12 protein-coding genes, 1 pseudogene and 1 riboswitch are annotated in these 15,265 nt (G+C 56.2%); of the genes and pseudogenes, 7 read left to right on the forward strand and 6 right to left on the reverse strand.

Annotated elements, in window-relative coordinates; all coding sequences use genetic code 11:
- Window positions 1-535: 535 nt before the first annotated feature.
- The 3 genes and pseudogenes from LW884_10100 to thiC all read right to left on the reverse strand — a co-directional run bounded on the left by LW884_10100 (window position 536) and on the right by thiC (window position 3,633).
- A complete protein-coding gene (locus LW884_10100) occupies window positions 536-1,390 on the reverse strand; it encodes a hypothetical protein (protein ID MCE3008681.1) in 855 nt (284 codons plus the stop codon).
- A gap of 21 nt (window positions 1,391-1,411) precedes the next feature.
- Window positions 1,412-1,564, reverse strand: a pseudogene (locus tag LW884_10105) (hypothetical protein).
- A gap of 209 nt (window positions 1,565-1,773) precedes the next feature.
- Window positions 1,774-3,633: a phosphomethylpyrimidine synthase ThiC gene (gene thiC / locus LW884_10110; protein ID MCE3008682.1), complete on the reverse strand. Its 1,860-nt coding sequence runs from the start codon at window positions 3,631-3,633 to the stop codon at window positions 1,774-1,776.
- Window positions 3,634-3,863: 230 nt separating this feature from the next.
- A riboswitch (cobalamin riboswitch) is annotated at window positions 3,864-4,075 on the forward strand.
- Between the two features lie 245 nt (window positions 4,076-4,320).
- Between thiC and LW884_10115 the strand changes: the two genes are divergently transcribed.
- The gene (locus LW884_10115) at window positions 4,321-5,601 is read left to right on the forward strand and encodes a hypothetical protein (GenBank protein MCE3008683.1); all 1,281 of its coding nucleotides are present in this window, start codon (window positions 4,321-4,323) and stop codon (window positions 5,599-5,601) included.
- 158 nt (window positions 5,602-5,759) lie between these two features.
- Here the strand turns inward: LW884_10115 and LW884_10120 are convergent, their stop codons facing one another.
- Both LW884_10120 and LW884_10125 read right to left on the reverse strand, forming a co-directional pair.
- On the reverse strand, window positions 5,760-6,209 hold the full coding sequence (locus LW884_10120) for a hypothetical protein (GenBank protein MCE3008684.1): 450 nt from the start codon (window positions 6,207-6,209) through the stop codon (window positions 5,760-5,762).
- 28 nt (window positions 6,210-6,237) lie between these two features.
- The gene (locus tag LW884_10125; GenBank protein ID MCE3008685.1) at window positions 6,238-8,187 is read right to left on the reverse strand and encodes a KUP/HAK/KT family potassium transporter; all 1,950 of its coding nucleotides are present in this window, start codon (window positions 8,185-8,187) and stop codon (window positions 6,238-6,240) included.
- Window positions 8,188-8,318: 131 nt separating this feature from the next.
- Between LW884_10125 and LW884_10130 the strand changes: the two genes are divergently transcribed.
- From LW884_10130 to dtd, 5 genes are all read left to right on the forward strand, one after another.
- Window positions 8,319-9,458, forward strand: coding sequence for a sterol desaturase family protein (locus LW884_10130; GenBank protein MCE3008686.1), 1,140 nt, complete (start codon window positions 8,319-8,321; stop codon window positions 9,456-9,458).
- A 292-nt stretch (window positions 9,459-9,750) separates the two neighbouring features.
- Window positions 9,751-10,347 carry a sigma-70 family RNA polymerase sigma factor gene (locus tag LW884_10135; protein MCE3008687.1) on the forward strand — a complete coding sequence of 199 codons (597 nt, stop codon included), beginning with the start codon at window positions 9,751-9,753 and terminating at the stop codon, window positions 10,345-10,347.
- A gap of 51 nt (window positions 10,348-10,398) precedes the next feature.
- Window positions 10,399-10,683: a hypothetical protein gene (locus tag LW884_10140; protein ID MCE3008688.1), complete on the forward strand. Its 285-nt coding sequence runs from the start codon at window positions 10,399-10,401 to the stop codon at window positions 10,681-10,683.
- An 81-nt stretch (window positions 10,684-10,764) separates the two neighbouring features.
- Entirely contained in the window at window positions 10,765-11,538 is a 774-nt protein-coding gene (locus LW884_10145) for a VTT domain-containing protein (GenBank protein ID MCE3008689.1), read from the forward strand.
- Window positions 11,535-11,987, forward strand: coding sequence for a D-aminoacyl-tRNA deacylase (dtd, locus tag LW884_10150; GenBank protein MCE3008690.1), 453 nt, complete (start codon window positions 11,535-11,537; stop codon window positions 11,985-11,987). Before LW884_10145 ends, dtd begins: the two co-directional genes overlap by 4 nt.
- A gap of 51 nt (window positions 11,988-12,038) precedes the next feature.
- On the opposite strand, the gene LW884_10155 is transcribed toward dtd, so the two are convergent.
- Window positions 12,039-12,662, reverse strand: coding sequence for a YdcF family protein (locus LW884_10155; protein MCE3008691.1), 624 nt, complete (start codon window positions 12,660-12,662; stop codon window positions 12,039-12,041).
- Between the two features lie 242 nt (window positions 12,663-12,904).
- Here LW884_10155 and LW884_10160 point away from each other — a divergent pair, with 242 nt between their 5' ends.
- A complete protein-coding gene (locus LW884_10160; GenBank protein MCE3008692.1) occupies window positions 12,905-15,265 on the forward strand; it encodes a TonB-dependent receptor in 2,361 nt (786 codons plus the stop codon).

Below are 15,265 nucleotides of genomic sequence, written 5' to 3' on the forward strand. Positions count from 1 at the left end.
ATCAAGGGCTGTGCCAGCCGTCGCTGAAGGGCGGGGGGCCTACGCGAAACAAAAAGAACTCGCTTCGCTCAAACAGCTTTTTGTTTTGCCGCTACGGCCCCGCCCCCCTTCCGGGCGCTAGCCTGGCAAGGCCCGGGGAAAACTGAATTTATCACGAAACAAAAGACAGGAAGACTAGTTTTACACTTAATTAAAGAAATAAAATAACAAAAATACGTCCCATATAAATAGAGACAAAAATTCAAAATATATAAAATATTTCTGAAAAGTAATTACATTTTCGGCATTATATATGCCCCAAAAAACTTTCAAAATATTTCTCATGAATACAAATAGTATATTATTTTTTATCAAAATAATTAAAAAACTAATAAATGTTCTAAAGATAATTTTCATAAATAAATCCCAGGAACTTTGATCATATTTTCCGGATCCATTGTAAGAAACAATCATAACATAAAGTAAGTTAATCATCAATAACAAAGTTGAAGTTATGGATATAAATAACAAAAAAACAATTGCATTTTTCTCGGTTCTACTTTTCATTACTTTCATTTAGCTCTAAATGCTCCCATTCAGTTCCATTATAAGAATTCTCCGTACAAACAGCACACTCATAAAGGAATTGACCAAGTTCAACAGTTCCCTTAGGTACAGAATCTAAATTAGTTGACTTCTCTGCTGAAGAAGCTACCTCTGTGACCACATTCTCAACAGAATTATAAGATGATAATAAATTCAAATCTTCTAAGCCATTTTTAAAAGTAGAATTTAAGTATTTTGTGGCTGCGTGACTCTCAAACAAGTCATCAGTGTATGATCTATTTGTTTTTACAACACCAAAATAATCAACCCCCCTTATACGCGTATCTTCATCTACTATAGGATCATTTTGTATGCCAAATTGATATGTAATTGGCGAATCTGGCGTTGAAAAAAGCTCTGGTCCGCTGGCAGATAAATGTATTACCGTTTCAACTTCAATTCCAAGACTAGCACCTGCATGAACAATGTAAGTAGCCATTCCGGCACCAAAAGCACTGCCATGACTATGGGTAAAAATATGTAGTTTCTCGATTATATTTCCATTCTCATCTGTCTTAAGGTTAGATATAATATCTTGGAAATTTTCTCTCGCATAGTTAGCTCCTTCAAGAAATCTTATAAGGCCAGAACTTGCAGGTGTATCGCCACTTCCATCTACAAACATTGAGCCATTTCCCTCATCTCCGACAAAACTCTTTAGATAGCTAATCAAATTAGGATCCCAGTAATCTCTACCAGACATACTACCAATCAAACCAAGATAATCATAGCTACTCCAGAATCCATTCACAAAGATGGTTTTTCCTCCGTTGGGGTCGATGAGGGAGATGGGGTTTCCTTCCATGGCTGCGTATGGGCTCTGGAAGCAATGGGTGATGGGATCCATCCGCAGCCAGCGGCCTAATCTTACGTCCAGGAAGCGGGCTCCGAAGTCGTAGTTTCCGTTAAATTCCGGGTCATTTTCCTTGCCGTTAAAGCCGAAACGATACGCAGAAATAGAGAAACTCCGCCCCTCCATGGCCGCACCGAATGCGGTATAATCCTGGGCCTGCACTACCTGCGCCACCCCTGGCGGGGCGCCATTTCTGCGTGTGCGGCACCTGGCTGGGCGGGGTGGTTGCGTGCGTAGCATGCGGCCTGCTAAGGCTGGTTGGTCATTTCGTAGTGCTTCTGGCCTTTTTCCCGTTTCCGTTAGCCGGGTCAATCTCCCACCCATTGTTAAGCAACTTAGATGTCGGCGGTCACGTACAGCTGGCTGCCCTGGTCCTTAAACTGGGCTGCCTTTTCAGCCATGCCTTCGGCCAGGGCCTGCTCGTCCTCCAGGTTCAGTTCCTTGGCGTAGTCGCGTATCTGCTGGGTGATCTCCATGCTGCAGAACTTGGGGCCACACATGCTGCAGAAGTGGGCCACCTTGGCGTTATCGGCTGGCAGGGTTTCGTCGTGAAAGGCACGGGCCGTGTCGGGGTCCAGGCTCAGGTTAAACTGGTCTTCCCAGCGGAATTCGAACCGTGCCTTGCTCAGCGCATCGTCTCGCAGCTGTGCGCCTGGGTGGCCCTTGGCCAGGTCGGCCGCGTGGGCCGCTATTTTGTAGGTGATTACCCCGTCCTTTACATCCTTCTTGTTGGGCAGGCCCAGGTGCTCCTTGGGCGTTACGTAGCACAGCATGGCGGTACCGTACCAGCCTATCATGGCCGCCCCTATGCCACTGGTTATGTGGTCGTAGCCCGGGGCAATGTCGGTAGTAAGGGGGCCCAGGGTGTAGAAGGGCGCTTCGCCACAGGTGCTTAGCTGCTTGTCCATGTTCTCCTTTATCAGGTGCATGGGCACATGGCCCGGGCCCTCTATCATGGTCTGCACCTCGTGCTCCCAGGCTATTTTAGTCAGCTCGCCCAGGGTTTCCAGCTCGGCAAACTGGGCACGGTCATTGGCATCGGCCAGCGAGCCGGGCCGCAGGCCATCGCCCAGGCTGAAGGACACATCGTAGGCCTTCATGATCTCGCAGATCTCGTGAAAGTGCGTGTACAGGAAGTTCTCCTGGTGATGGGCCAGGCACCACTTGGCCAGGATGCTGCCGCCCCGGCTTACGATGCCCGTTACGCGCCGGGCGGTGAAGGGTACATAGCGCAGCCGCACACCGGCATGGATGGTAAAGTAGTCTACCCCCTGCTCGGCCTGCTCAATCAGCGTGTCTCGGTATAGTTCCCAGGTCAGGTCTTCGGCCACGCCGCCTACCTTCTCCAGCGCCTGGTAGATGGGTACGGTGCCAATGGGTACGGGGCTATTGCGCAGGATCCATTCGCGGGTTTCGTGTATGTTTCGGCCGGTGCTCAGGTCCATGATGGTATCGGCCCCCCAGCGGCAGGCCCATACGGCTTTTTCTACCTCTTCGGCTATGCTGCTGCTCACGGCACTATTGCCTATGTTGGCATTGATCTTTACCAGAAAATTTCGCCCGATGATCATGGGCTCGCTCTCGGGGTGGTTGATGTTGGCCGGTATAATGGCGCGGCCCCTGGCTACCTCCTCGCGTACAAAGTCGGGGGTTATCTCGCGGGGTATGCTGGCCCCGAAGCTTTCGCCCGGGTGCTGGGTGCTGGCCTGTGCCTTGTAGGCCTGCAGGCGCTGGTTTTCGCGGATGGCAATGTACTCCATCTCGGGGGTGATGATGCCCTTGCGCGCATAGTGCATCTGGGTTACGTTCTGGCCTGCCCGGGCCCGTAGTGGGGCATGCAGGTTGGGGAAGCGGATGGCATCCAGCTCCGGCTTGGCCAGGCGCTCCTGGGTGTAGCGGCTGTGCACGTCTACCCCCTCCACGTCGCCCCGCTGGCGTATCCAGCCCTCGCGCAGGCGGTTCAGCCCCTGCTCTATGCGGATGTCGGCCTGTGGGTCGGTATAGGGGCCGCTGGTGTCATACACCGTAATCGGTGCATTCTGGTCGCCCTGCACGGCGCTTAGCTCTATCTGGCGCATGGCTACCTGTATAGGGTGCAGCTGGCCGGGTACATAGATCTTGGTAGACCTGGGGAAAGGGGTGCGGGTAATGACCTCGGTATGCGGTAGCGCTTGCGCCTCTTGTAGTCTGGACATAGTACGGGTAGGGTTGGGGGTAAAAGCCTGAAGATACACGCCCATACATCTATCGGGCGGGTTTGAGTTCAAAATTAGCAAATACACACGACTTTTTGCCCGATCAGGGGGCTTGCTGTGGGCATGGCCCGGCCCGTTCTGGGTGCCAGAGCTGTAAAATAAAGCGTAAATTTGCCGCTTCGTTCTGTACAGTACTGTATCCACAGGTGCCCGGGTGCCACCCCGCCAGGCCGTAGTCGGCCTGGGCAGGTGGTACGAGGGAGAATAGGGAATCCCGTGAAAAGCGGGAGCTGACGCGCAACTGTAAGGGGCTGCCAGCGTACAGGCACACGGCCATTCGGCAGTGCAGCCGGGTTTTACTACTAAAGCCCCTGCCCATACCGGAGAAGGCGTGCCGTACGGGCCCCAAGCCAGGAGACCTGCCTGTGGATGGAGAGACGGCCTGCGCGTATCGGGCGTCCGGTGTTGCTGCTGCGTAGTGGCAGGATGTGGCGGGTGCACCTGCCGTATCCTGCCCCGGTGTCCGTGCAGCAGGCATGCGGGTGGCTATACAGCTGGGGCGTCGCGCTGGATGGGGCGAGCCATTGTTTCACCCAAATCATTTCTTTTATGTTCACTTTTACCCTTGCTTCTCCACGCGCGTACCGATGGAGGGCTCATTTGGTTCCCTTTCTATTTTTGCTCCTGATGCTACCCGCTGGCAGGCTGCATGCACAGCCTGCGGGCCGCCTGTTCATCCTGGCCGAGGGCAATGGCAGCACCCCGGGCGAGGTAGGCCTGGTGCGCTACCCACAGCTGGCGTACCAGAAGCTATTTGAGCTGGAGGCCTATGGCAACGACCTGTATGTAGATACGGCCGATGCGGATACCACCTGGCTGTATGCCGTGGGGGGGATCCCCTTTGGGCAGGCCACACCCGGCAGCGTGTACATCTACAACCTGCGTACAGGCAGCATGGTGGATACGCTGAAGGACGTGGGAGCCCGCCAGCTGGCCTTCTGGGGCCAGTACCTGCTGGTGGCCGGCTATGGCAGCAGCAGGCTGGCTGTTTTCGACCGCGCCAACCACCACCAGCTGGTGTGGGCCCTGGGGGCAGACAAGCTGGGCCCCGAAGCCGAGGATGTGTTCGTGCTGGGCAACTATGCCTATGTGAGCCTGCCCGGCAGCCTGGGCGATAAGGATAGCGTAGCGGTAGTAGACCTACTGGCCCAAGACACCCTGAAGACGCTGACGGTGCCGCACAATCCCCAGAATTTTGCCCTGCTGGCCAATGGCCAGCTGTGGCTGCAGAGCCTGAACTATGCCGGTGAGGGCCTGATCGTTACCCACATAGACACCCTGAGCAAGACCCCGGTGCAGATAGATACCACGAAGATAAGCAGCTATGGAGGCTTTGCGCCCGATGGCAACCGCCTGCTGTTTACTGGCGAGCAGAACTTTAAGAGCCCCTATCTCCTTGGCTACACGCCTGCGTCGGAGCAGGTGGATACGCTGCTGCGCCCCTCCGGCTTTCCGCCACAGCTTGCCAGCCAGAATGTGTATGGGTTTGCCCCCTACTACCCGCCTGCGGCTGCCCCGCCACAGGCAGCTGCCGGTTTCATTCTTTCTTCCACCAATTTTTCCGGCGCAGACACCCTCTTTACCCTGGGCTCGGCCCCTACGCCCGGCCTGGTGGCGGCCCCCACGGGGGTGCGGCGCATGCAGTTTGTAGCCGATGCACCCCCCGGGGTAACCAGCCGCACACGGGCCAGCCACAGCCAGGCCAGCCCCTTCTCTTTCGGGCCAAACCCCACCACGGGTAGCCTGCGCATCTGGCTGCCGCAGGGCACTGCCGTGCAGGTGCACAGCCTGCAGGGGCAGCTGCTGCTGCGCGGCACGGCCCCCGTGCTAGACCTGGCAGCGCTACCTGCAGGCAGCTACCTGCTGCAGGCTGCGGGCTACCAGCCTGCCCGCCTGCTTAAGCAGTAGGGCCGGGTAGGCATCTTCCGGCCAGCCATGGCTTGGGGTGGGGGAATACCTCCACCCCTTTTTGTTTTGGGGTTGTGGGGGCGGAATAGCCTGCTGCCTGATGATGGCCTGTTTCTTCGCCTGGCTGCCCTCCCTGTGTGGGTCGGCAGGGCGGTGCGCTAGTCCATGCTGCGGATTCGGGGGATCAGGTCGAAGGCATCATCCAGGGCGCTGTCTGCCACGTCCAGGGCCTTCTGGGCCCGGTTTATCCAGTCGCGCTCTTCGGGGCTAACGTTGGCCAGGGTTAGGTCCCACTTTATGGGCCGTGTGGTTACAGGCCCCTCATTGGCCACCATGGCCGTCATCAGCATCCAGGCGCAGGCCCGGGCACGGATAGGCGCTTCATGGTCTTTCAGCGCGGCTATGCTGCACGAAAAAAGCCCCGTGTCATCCGAGATGGTCTCTATCTTGTCATACACATCTAGGTCTATCTGCTCCACCATGCGCAGGGTGGCAAGTGCATCCAGCTCGGCCTCCTGCTGCACGCCATCTGCCCAAGAGATGATGCGGCTCAGGGCAAAATAGGCCTCTCTGGGCGTAAGGTTCAGTTGGTCCAGCGGATTCTTCATGTCGGATGAACAAGTTAACGAATTCCGCCTAGGCAGTGTTCTCTCTTTGTATTCTTTTCAGGCTAAAATCTTTTGGGGGCGTAATAATGAAGGGCACTTTTTCTACGGTGGCGGAGCTGCTATCCAGCCCAAAGCTCTGCTCATCTCCCTGCGTGAAGTGCTTCAGGAAGAAATAGCTCTTCATGCCAATGCGCTCAAAGAACGGAAGCTCGTTCTCTGCGCTCAGGAAACGGTCGATGACAATAAACCGAAAATCGCCAGCCTGCTGGTGGTTTCTCAGGCTGGTATATCGGCTCAGGATATCCACCTCTCCGCTTGCAATCATGTTTTCCACCACTTTTCTGTACAGCAGGTTGATGCGCGGCTGCACCCGGAAGCCCAGGGTAAAGTTTACGCGAAACACCTGGCCGGGCACGAGGGTCTCTACCTCAAACTCGCGGGTGTGTGGGTCATCGGTTACGTCTACGTGGATAAACCAGTACGTATCTGCCCGCTTGGGCTGCTTGCGAAAGATGCTGTAGAGGATCTTCCACTCCACCTTGCGGTTGGAGGGTGCCGAGGTGAGGTAGATGAGGTGGGTGCTGTACTTGCTTACACTTTCGTCCTGGCTCAGCTCCTGCAGCATGGGCAGGTATCCAGCCAGGTCTACATAGTCCGTATACCGTGCCTTCAGGATGCGGCCCCGCCGCCATATCAGCATTACCAGCACCAGGGCAATGGCGATGAGCAGGGATACCCAGCCGCCGTCCATAAACTTGTGCGTATTACTTACAAAGAAGATGCCCTCTACCGTAAGGAAGAGAACCATGAGTGGCCCAAGTAGGGCCGCATGGGTGCCCCGCTTGGCCAGGTAGAAGCCCAGCAGCACGGTTGTGATCAGCATGGTGATGGTAATGGCCAGCCCGTATGCGGCCTCCATGTGCTCGCTTTCCCGAAAGTACAGCACAATGCCCAGGCAGCCGATCCACAGCAGCAGGTTAATGCCCGGCAGGTACAGCTGCCCCTTCTGCTCGGTGGGGTAGATAATCTTGCTCTTGGGCCACAGTTCCAGCTGTACGGCCTCGCTGATGAGGGTGAAGCTGCCGCTGATGAGCGCCTGGCTGGCAATGATGGTTGCCAGGGTGGCCAGCAGGATGCCAAAGGGGAGAAACCAGGCTGGCATAAGCTGGAAAAAGGGATTCTGCCCCTCCAGCAGCTGGCCACTGTGGCGCAGCAGCCAGGCACCCTGGCCCAGGTAGTTTACCAGCAGGCATAGCTTCACCAGCACCCAGCTTAGGCGGATGTTTGCCCGGCCGGCATGGCCCAGGTCGCTGTACAGGGCCTCGGCCCCCGTGGTGCAGAGGAAAACAGCCCCCAGCAGCAAAAATCCACCCGGATAGTTGATAAGCAGGTTCCAGGCATACACCGGGTTTACGGCCAGCAGCACCTCCGGTGTTTGTAGCAGGCTGTACAGGCCTAGTACAAACAGGACCAGAAACCACACCAGCATGACCGGCCCAAAGCTTTTGCCAATGGCTGCGGTGCCAAACTGCTGTACGAAAAACAGCAGGCTCAGGATAACGAGTACAATGGGAATGGTATTGATCTCCGGATTCAGGATGCGCAGGCCCTCTACGGCCGAGCTGACGGAGATGCTGGGCGTAATAATGCCGTCGGCTAGCAGGGTGGCCCCGCCAATGATGGCGGGGAAGATTAGCCAGCGCTTTTGCCGCCGGATGAGCGCGTAGAGCGAGAAGATCCCCCCCTCGCCTTTGTTATCGGCCCGCAGGGTGATGATGACGTACTTGACTGTGGTCATCAGCGTCAGGGTCCATATCACACAGCTCAGGCCCCCCAGCACCAGGTCCTGGTTAATCCGCTGGTCGCCCACTATGGCCTTCATTACGTACAGTGGGCTGGTGCCAATGTCGCCATAAATGATGCCTAGTGAGATGAGCAGCCCCCCCAGGGTAATGCGCGAATGGTTATGACTTGCCATAGTGGGGGCAAAGTAAGCAAGAATATATGACCTCCTGAGTATGCTTTTTCACGAAACATTTCGTTTTTTCGTTGCTTCGGTGCGTGTGGTGCTTGCTCCTCTGCGCACATCCTTTACCTTTCATTAAAACCATGTTCGAGTTTTTTGCAGATATCTTTGGCCCGCTGGTAGACATCTATGCGCGCGAGCTGCGCCGGCCGATACCCAACCCCCTGATTTTCGGGGTCCCCTTCTTTGTCCTGTTCATCTTTGTCGAAATCCTGTTTGTGCACAGGCCCAAGCGGGGCTACAGGCTGTACAATATGAAGGACATGCTCGGCAGCATGGGCATGGGGGCGGGTGCCATCTTGGTCGAGAGTTTTACCAGCACTGTCCGGCTCATGCTGTTTGGCTACCTTTTTTTGCTGGCCGACCCCCTGCGTGCCACACTTTTTGGCTACCACACCATAGGGGGGGGGCAGGGCCTGCTAGACCTAAGCTGGGCGCAGTACTGGTGGGTATGGGCACTGGTTATCATTGCCGATGATTTCAACTTCTACTGGCACCACCGTTTTAGCCATACGGTGCGGGTGCTGTGGGCCGCGCACATTGTGCACCACAGCAGCGAGCACTTCAACCTGGGCAGCACCGCCATCCGGAACGGATGGGCCACCATCCTGTACAAGCCACTCTTCTGGCTCTGGATGCCCCTGGTGGGCTTTCACCCCGTGGCCATTATTACCGCCCTGGCCGTAAATGCCATTTACCAGTATTTTTTGCACATCAAGTGGATGCCGAGTTGGGGTTTTGTAGGCCGCTGGATACTAAACTCGCCCTGGCTGCACCAGATACACCACAGCTGTAATGTGGAATATATGGACAAGAACCACAGTGGGATGTTCATCATCTGGGATCGCCTGTTTGGCACCTACAAGGAGCATCTGCCCCGGCTAGAGCCCCGTTTTGGCGTAACGCACCCCCCTGCCAGCTACAACCCGCTGGTTATTTTTGGCCACGAATATGCCCACATCTGGCAGGATGTACGCCGTGCCCCCAGCCTGCATGCCGCCTTTATGTACATCTTTGGCCCCCCGGGCTGGAGCCACGATGGCAGCAGCATGACAGCCAAGCAGCTAAATGAGGCCCTGGAGAACAAAACCCTGCGCCTGAGCGACCTGCCCCCTACGCTACAGGATCATTTTCGCGAGTTCCACCCCGACCTGGCTGCTGCCCAGGCCAGCGAGCCGAACAAACCGTACAAGCACGCTGTGGCAGACCTGACCGCAGCCTAGAGCGGCTGCTGCCGCCACACCCACCTACCCTGCGCCCAGGCACAGCGCACTATGCAGCTGCCTGCGGATAGCTGAATATCGAGGCCTCTGTCATAACTTTAGATGCTCGGGTACGAGGCGAGCAATCCCTTTTTTATGTAAATACCGTGTGCGTTCGTACCCACTTGTGCCAGAAGACCGGAACCCAAACCGGCGTATCCCTGTTTACTTTTCAATATACCCTATGTCCGACAACCTTCACACCCTAAATGAAACAGAAGAAAGCCGCCTGAAGGCAGAGGCAGAACGGGATATGACCCCCGAAGAGCGCGAGCAGAAGGTTAAGAATGACCGCCTGTTCGAGGCCGAGATGATGCCCCACATCAAGAGTCTGTACCACTTCGCCTTCCGCCTGGCAGGCGATGAAGACGATGCCAACGACCTGGTACAGGATGCCTACCTGAAGGCTTACCGCTTTATCGGCAGCTATGAGCGGGGCAGTAATGCAAAGGCCTGGCTCTTTCGTATCCTGAAGAACAGTTTTATAAACAACTACCGAAAGCAGAGCAAGGAGCCTGGAAAGATAGACTACGAGGAAGCCGAGACTTTTCTGCAAACAGGGAAGGCCGCTTATTCCGACAGCATAGATGGCCGCGAACGCATGTTTCGAGACCTTATCGGAGACGAGGTAACCAAGGCGCTCTCTAGCCTGCCGGTAGATTTTAGAACGGTCATCATCCTGTGCGACATAGAAGAGTTTACCTACGAGGAGATTTCCAAGATTGTAGACATCCCCATCGGCACCGTGCGTAGCCGGCTGCACCGTGCACGTAAGATGCTGCGCGAGGCACTTATGGACTATGCCGTTTCTATGGGCTATGATACGGACGATGAACCCGAAGATGCGTGATACTACCTGCCTGCTATACAAGACGGTGACAACCAAAAAAAGAATGAAATAATGGAAAAGAAATTGGGTCTTAGGGCACCAAATAGCCCCTACAGCGAGCAAGAGTGCGAGGAAATCATCGCGAAACTGGAGGACCTGCTGGATGGCAGGCTGGACGAGGGCCAGTGCGCGGCCTTTGAGGATATGGTGAACAACTGCGAGTACTGCCTGGAGCAGTACCGAATCGAAAAGTCGCTGCGCAGGCTGGTGCGCGAGGGCCTGAACAACGTAGTGATGAGCAACAAGCTGATTGCCTCTATCAAGAATTCCATCCGCTCTATCCGCAGCCAGGGTTAATGAAGCTATTGTCATACAACAACCGCCCAGGCTGCGGTTATATCCTTATCTTTCGGCCTGCAATGAGCCTAAGCGTAGCCTATGGAGTGGTTTGATACCGTAATTGGTTTTTTTCAGGAGGCGGTAAACCCTGAGTCCATCATCAAGTATGGAGGTCTGTGGTTGCTGTTCCTGGTCATATTTGCTGAAACAGGCCTCTTGATTGGCTTCTTTCTTCCGGGCGATAGTTTGCTTTTTACCGCTGGCCTGCTGGCTGCCGACCCCGCCCTTAGTACCACGCATGCCAGCTTTTTCGAGTTCGGCTACTTCAGCGTGTTGTTCTTTATTAGCATATCCGCTGTGGTGGGCGATAATGTGGGCTACTACATTGGCCGCCGGTATGGCCCGCGCATCTTTGTGCGGCCCGAGAGTCGAATCTTTCGGCCCGAGTATGTGCAGATGACCCGCCAGTTTTTTGACAAGCATGGAGCCAAAGCCCTGGTGCTAGGCCGTTTCTTGCCCATCATCCGCACTTTTGCGCCTGTACTGGCAGGCGTGGCGCACCTGGAGTACCGCCGGTTCATGTTCTTCAACCTGCTGGGCGGCCTCCTGTGGGTAGGTGGCCTGGTTAGCCTGGGCTATTGGCTCGGACGGGGCTACCCGGCTATACGCGAATACTACGAGTATATTGTGATTGGCTTCATTGTGGTAACAGCCATTCCCATCGTGCGTTTCTACCTGAGTCAGCGCAAAAAGCCGAAGGAGCCTGCCAAAAGTAAGGCCGACCTGACCAAGGCGTATATGCGCGAGGCCGAAGCCGTGGGCAAGATGGACCTGCGCGAGGATACCGAGAAGGCCGGAGACCTACACGGATGAGGGCACTTGTTCAGCGTGTTACAGAGGCCGGCGTGGTTATATCCGGCAGCCTGCATGGCCAGATAGGCCAGGGCCTGGTGGTACTGCTAGGCATTGAGGAAGCCGACCTGGAAGCAGATGCCACCTGGCTGGCACAAAAGATTTCGCAGCTCCGCATCTTTGCCGACGAGGACGACAAGATGAACCTATCGGTGCAAGACGTAGATGGACAAGTTCTGGTCGTCAGTCAGTTTACCCTACACGCCAGTACGCAGCGGGGCAATAGGCCCAGCTTCATCCGCGCTGCCAAGCCCGAAATAGCCATTCCGCTCTACCAGTTTTTTGTTCAGCAGCTGGGCCAGGGTGTGGCCCAGCCCATAGTTACCGGTGTTTTCGGCGCAGATATGAAGATCCCACTGGTGAACGACGGGCCCGTTACCATCTGGCTGGATAGTAAAAACCGGGAATAGCCCGGCCTGTATAGCCAGCCCTTGGGGGGGCTGTCTGAAAACCGTATGCCCCTAGTATTTGTACAGGTAGTAGGCCAGCTTTACATATTCCGAGAAAACAAAAAGTAACCCATTCTCGGTTTTCCACCAAAGCTCCGGATCATACTGAATGGACGGTGCACCATAGATGGCCAGGTCTATGCCCATTAGCCAGGCCGAGCGCTCGGCTACCAGGCGGATGCGGCGCGTGTGGAAGCGACTGCTAACCAAGCCGATGCGTGTAAGGTGGTGCTGCTGGCAGTAGGCCAGTATAGCCTTCACCTCTTCCTGGGTGCTAGTACCTACGGGTAGCTTTGCCACACTGTTTTCCGGCACCCCCCGGTGCAGGATTGCCTTGCGGGTGAGTGCTGCCTCGGCAGCGGCGCGGCAGTCCAGCACAGCTTCTTGCGGCTCCAGCTCGCCAGTGCAGATAATGCGCCTGCTCACACCTGCCTGATACAGCCTGGCGGCATAGTAGCCCCGCTCTATGGGCCCGCCTGCCAGTACAAACAGTGCCTGGCGGGGGGCCGTAGTGCCCGGCACATCGGTGGCGGCTAGCCAGCCACTCAGGCCCAGCAGCAGCTCCTTCCTCTGGCCCCAGAGCAGGAGCAGCAAGACCAGCCAGCCCACCGGTTTGATCCACTTACGCCATGGCATTTGCAAAGATAGCGCAACTTGGGTGCCCCAGGCACGCTTGCTGTATACGGGTGTGGAGAACCGGAATATTATCAAGCTTCCGTGTGGATGGTTTCGGTGGCCCACTTTCACACACACCAGGTGCCAGTTGGTCTACGCCTGGGTTTATAGGTTGCGTCTGTGTAGTTTTGCGGGTGTACTTGCAGTACTAGTGGGGCCGTAGGGCGCCAAGCCTGCTGTCTTTTTGCCAATAAAAACGAGAGATGAAGAAAACAATTAGGGTAGCACTGTTGCTGGGTTTTCTATTCGGTAGTGGTAGTATGCTAAAAGCCCAGGATGGCAGCCTGGAGGGCCAGGTGCAGGATGGCAGTACGGGCGAGCCCCTGGTGGCAGCCTCGGTGCTGCTGGAGGGGACACAGCTGGGGGCCTACACCGATGCACAGGGTCGCTTTGTACTATCGGGCATTCCGCGCGGCACCTATGCGCTACAGGTTAGCTACCTGGGCTACCAGACCTGGGTAGAGCGCCAGATCCTGATAGAGGGGGGGGTGGCACAGGTAAGTATCCGCATGGTGCCGCAGCCTACGGAGACCGACACCATCCGGATACAGGCCAACCGCTTTACCAAGACCTCGAGCAACCTGATAAGCAGCCGAAGCCTGGGCGTAGAGCAGATACGTACCAATCCGGGTGGCAACTTCGACATTAGCCGGGTGGTGCAGAACCTGCCCGGGGTGAGCGGCAGTGTGGGCTTTCGAAACGACATCCTTGTGCGCGGTGGCGCACCCAATGAGAACGTGTTTTACCTGGATGGCATTGAGATACCGAACATCAACCACTTTGCCACCCAGGGTAGTGGCGGGGGGCCGGTAGGCATTATCAACTCCATTTTTATCGAGAATGTGGATTTCCAGAGTTCGGCCTTCGATGCCCGGTTTGACAATACCCTTAGTTCGGTGCTCGACTTCCGCTTTATAGAGGGAAACCGGCAGCGCCTGCAGACCACCGCCCTGCTGAGTGCCACCGAGGCAGGCATTACCCTGGATGGCCCTGCGGGAAACAAGCTGCGCGGCATTGTGAGCGCGCGGCGCAGCTACCTGCAGTTTCTGTTCGATGCTATTGGATTACCCTTTCTGCCCGACTACTACGACTTTCAGGGCAAAATGACCTGGGATGTGGGCAATAAGACGAGTGTGAACTTCATTGGCATTGGTGCTATCGACCGCATTACCCTGGCTAAGCCCGACGAGGCCGAGTTTGACCGCCTGTACCTGCTGGATGGTTTCCCCAAGCAGAGCCAGGATACCTATACGATGGGTACCAGCATCCGGCACCTTACCCCATCGGGCTACTACACCCTGGCCCTTAGCCGAAACTGGCTGAGCAACCGTATCCGCCGAGATAACCTGATAACCGGTGTGCGGGTGCTCGACTTCGAGAGCGTAGAGGCAGAGAACAAGCTGAGGCTGAATGTGGTGAGCAAGAAGGGCGACTGGCTAATCTCCTACGGCCTGAACAGCCAGTATGGCCAGTATACCAATAGCTCCTTTATCGTAGGGGGGGCAGATGTACGCGACACCGTAGCGTACGAGAACGAGGTTGGCTTTATGCGCTATGGGGCCTATGGCAGCATCAGCCGCCGCTTTGCGGGCAGCCGCCTGCTGGCCAACCTGGGTGTGCGTACCGACCTGAATAACTATACCGACGGGGGTAATAACCCCCTGCGCACCCTAAGCCCCCGCCTGAGCCTGAGCTATAGCCTGACGGACCAGTGGCGGGTGAATGGCAGCGTAGGGGTGTACTACAAGCTGCCGAGCTATACGATCCTCGGCTTTGAGGACAATGGCGGTATGCGTGTGAACCGGGATGCAGACTATATACGCAGCCTGCACTATGTGGCAGGCCTGGAGTACCAGCCTGGCAGCAGCACCCTCTTCAGCCTGGAGGGCTTTTACAAGCAGTATGACGACTATCCGGTTAGCCTGGATGACTCCATTAGCTTGGCCAATAAGGGGGGCGACTTCGGGGTGTTTGGCGATGAGGCGGTGCGCTCCGTTGGCCGGGGCCGCAGCTACGGGGTGGAGGTATTTGCCCAGCAGCAGCTGGCCAAGCGGCTATATGGCACTGTGGCCTATACCATCTACCGCAGCGAATTTACCGGCCTGGACTCGGACGAATACATCCGTAGTAGCTGGGACAACCGGCACCTGATCTCGCTCACCGGGGGCTACCAGCTGGGCCGGAAGAAGAACTGGGAAATAGCTGTAAAATGGCGCTACCTGGGCGGTGCCCCCTATACGCCCTGGGATATAGCCGCCAGCACGGAGCAGTATCTGGTAACGGGCGAGCCGGTGCTGGATAACCGGCGGGTGAATGCGGAGCAGACGGCAGCCTTCAACCAGGTGGACCTGCGCCTGGAACGCAAATTCTTCTTCAAGAAGTGGAGCCTGATTGCTTTTATCGACCTGCAAAATATAACCAGTAGCCCAAACAGCCCGCCGCCCAATTTTACCCTGGAGCGAGACCCTGCTACGCGGCAGTACCTGAGCCCCGCACGCCCCCAGCTGGTGGAGGATGAGGGCAGTACGCTGATCCCCTCCATTGGGTTGCGGGCCAGGTTTTAG

The organism is Bacteroidota bacterium (assembly GCA_021300195.1).
Taxonomy (GTDB): domain Bacteria; phylum Bacteroidota; class Bacteroidia; order J057; family JAJTIE01; genus JAJTIE01.

Excerpts from the sequence above, each read along its gene's own strand:
- LW884_10115 (MCE3008683.1), top strand. The coding sequence starts at position 4,321 with ATGCTACCCGCTGGCAGGCTGCATGCACAGCCTGCGGGCCGCCTGTTC.
- LW884_10125 (MCE3008685.1), bottom strand. The coding sequence starts at position 8,187 with ATGGCAAGTCATAACCATTCGCGCATTACCCTGGGGGGGCTGCTCATC.
- dtd (MCE3008690.1), top strand. The coding sequence starts at position 11,535 with ATGAGGGCACTTGTTCAGCGTGTTACAGAGGCCGGCGTGGTTATATCC.
- LW884_10160 (MCE3008692.1), top strand. The coding sequence starts at position 12,905 with ATGAAGAAAACAATTAGGGTAGCACTGTTGCTGGGTTTTCTATTCGGT.
- LW884_10145 (MCE3008689.1), top strand. The coding sequence starts at position 10,765 with ATGGAGTGGTTTGATACCGTAATTGGTTTTTTTCAGGAGGCGGTAAAC.
- LW884_10130 (MCE3008686.1), top strand. The coding sequence starts at position 8,319 with ATGTTCGAGTTTTTTGCAGATATCTTTGGCCCGCTGGTAGACATCTAT.
- LW884_10155 (MCE3008691.1), bottom strand. The coding sequence starts at position 12,662 with ATGCCATGGCGTAAGTGGATCAAACCGGTGGGCTGGCTGGTCTTGCTG.
- thiC (MCE3008682.1), bottom strand. The coding sequence starts at position 3,633 with ATGTCCAGACTACAAGAGGCGCAAGCGCTACCGCATACCGAGGTCATT.
- LW884_10120 (MCE3008684.1), bottom strand. The coding sequence starts at position 6,209 with ATGAAGAATCCGCTGGACCAACTGAACCTTACGCCCAGAGAGGCCTAT.
- LW884_10140 (MCE3008688.1), top strand. The coding sequence starts at position 10,399 with ATGGAAAAGAAATTGGGTCTTAGGGCACCAAATAGCCCCTACAGCGAG.
- LW884_10100 (MCE3008681.1), bottom strand. The coding sequence starts at position 1,390 with ATGGAAGGAAACCCCATCTCCCTCATCGACCCCAACGGAGGAAAAACC.
- LW884_10135 (MCE3008687.1), top strand. The coding sequence starts at position 9,751 with ATGACCCCCGAAGAGCGCGAGCAGAAGGTTAAGAATGACCGCCTGTTC.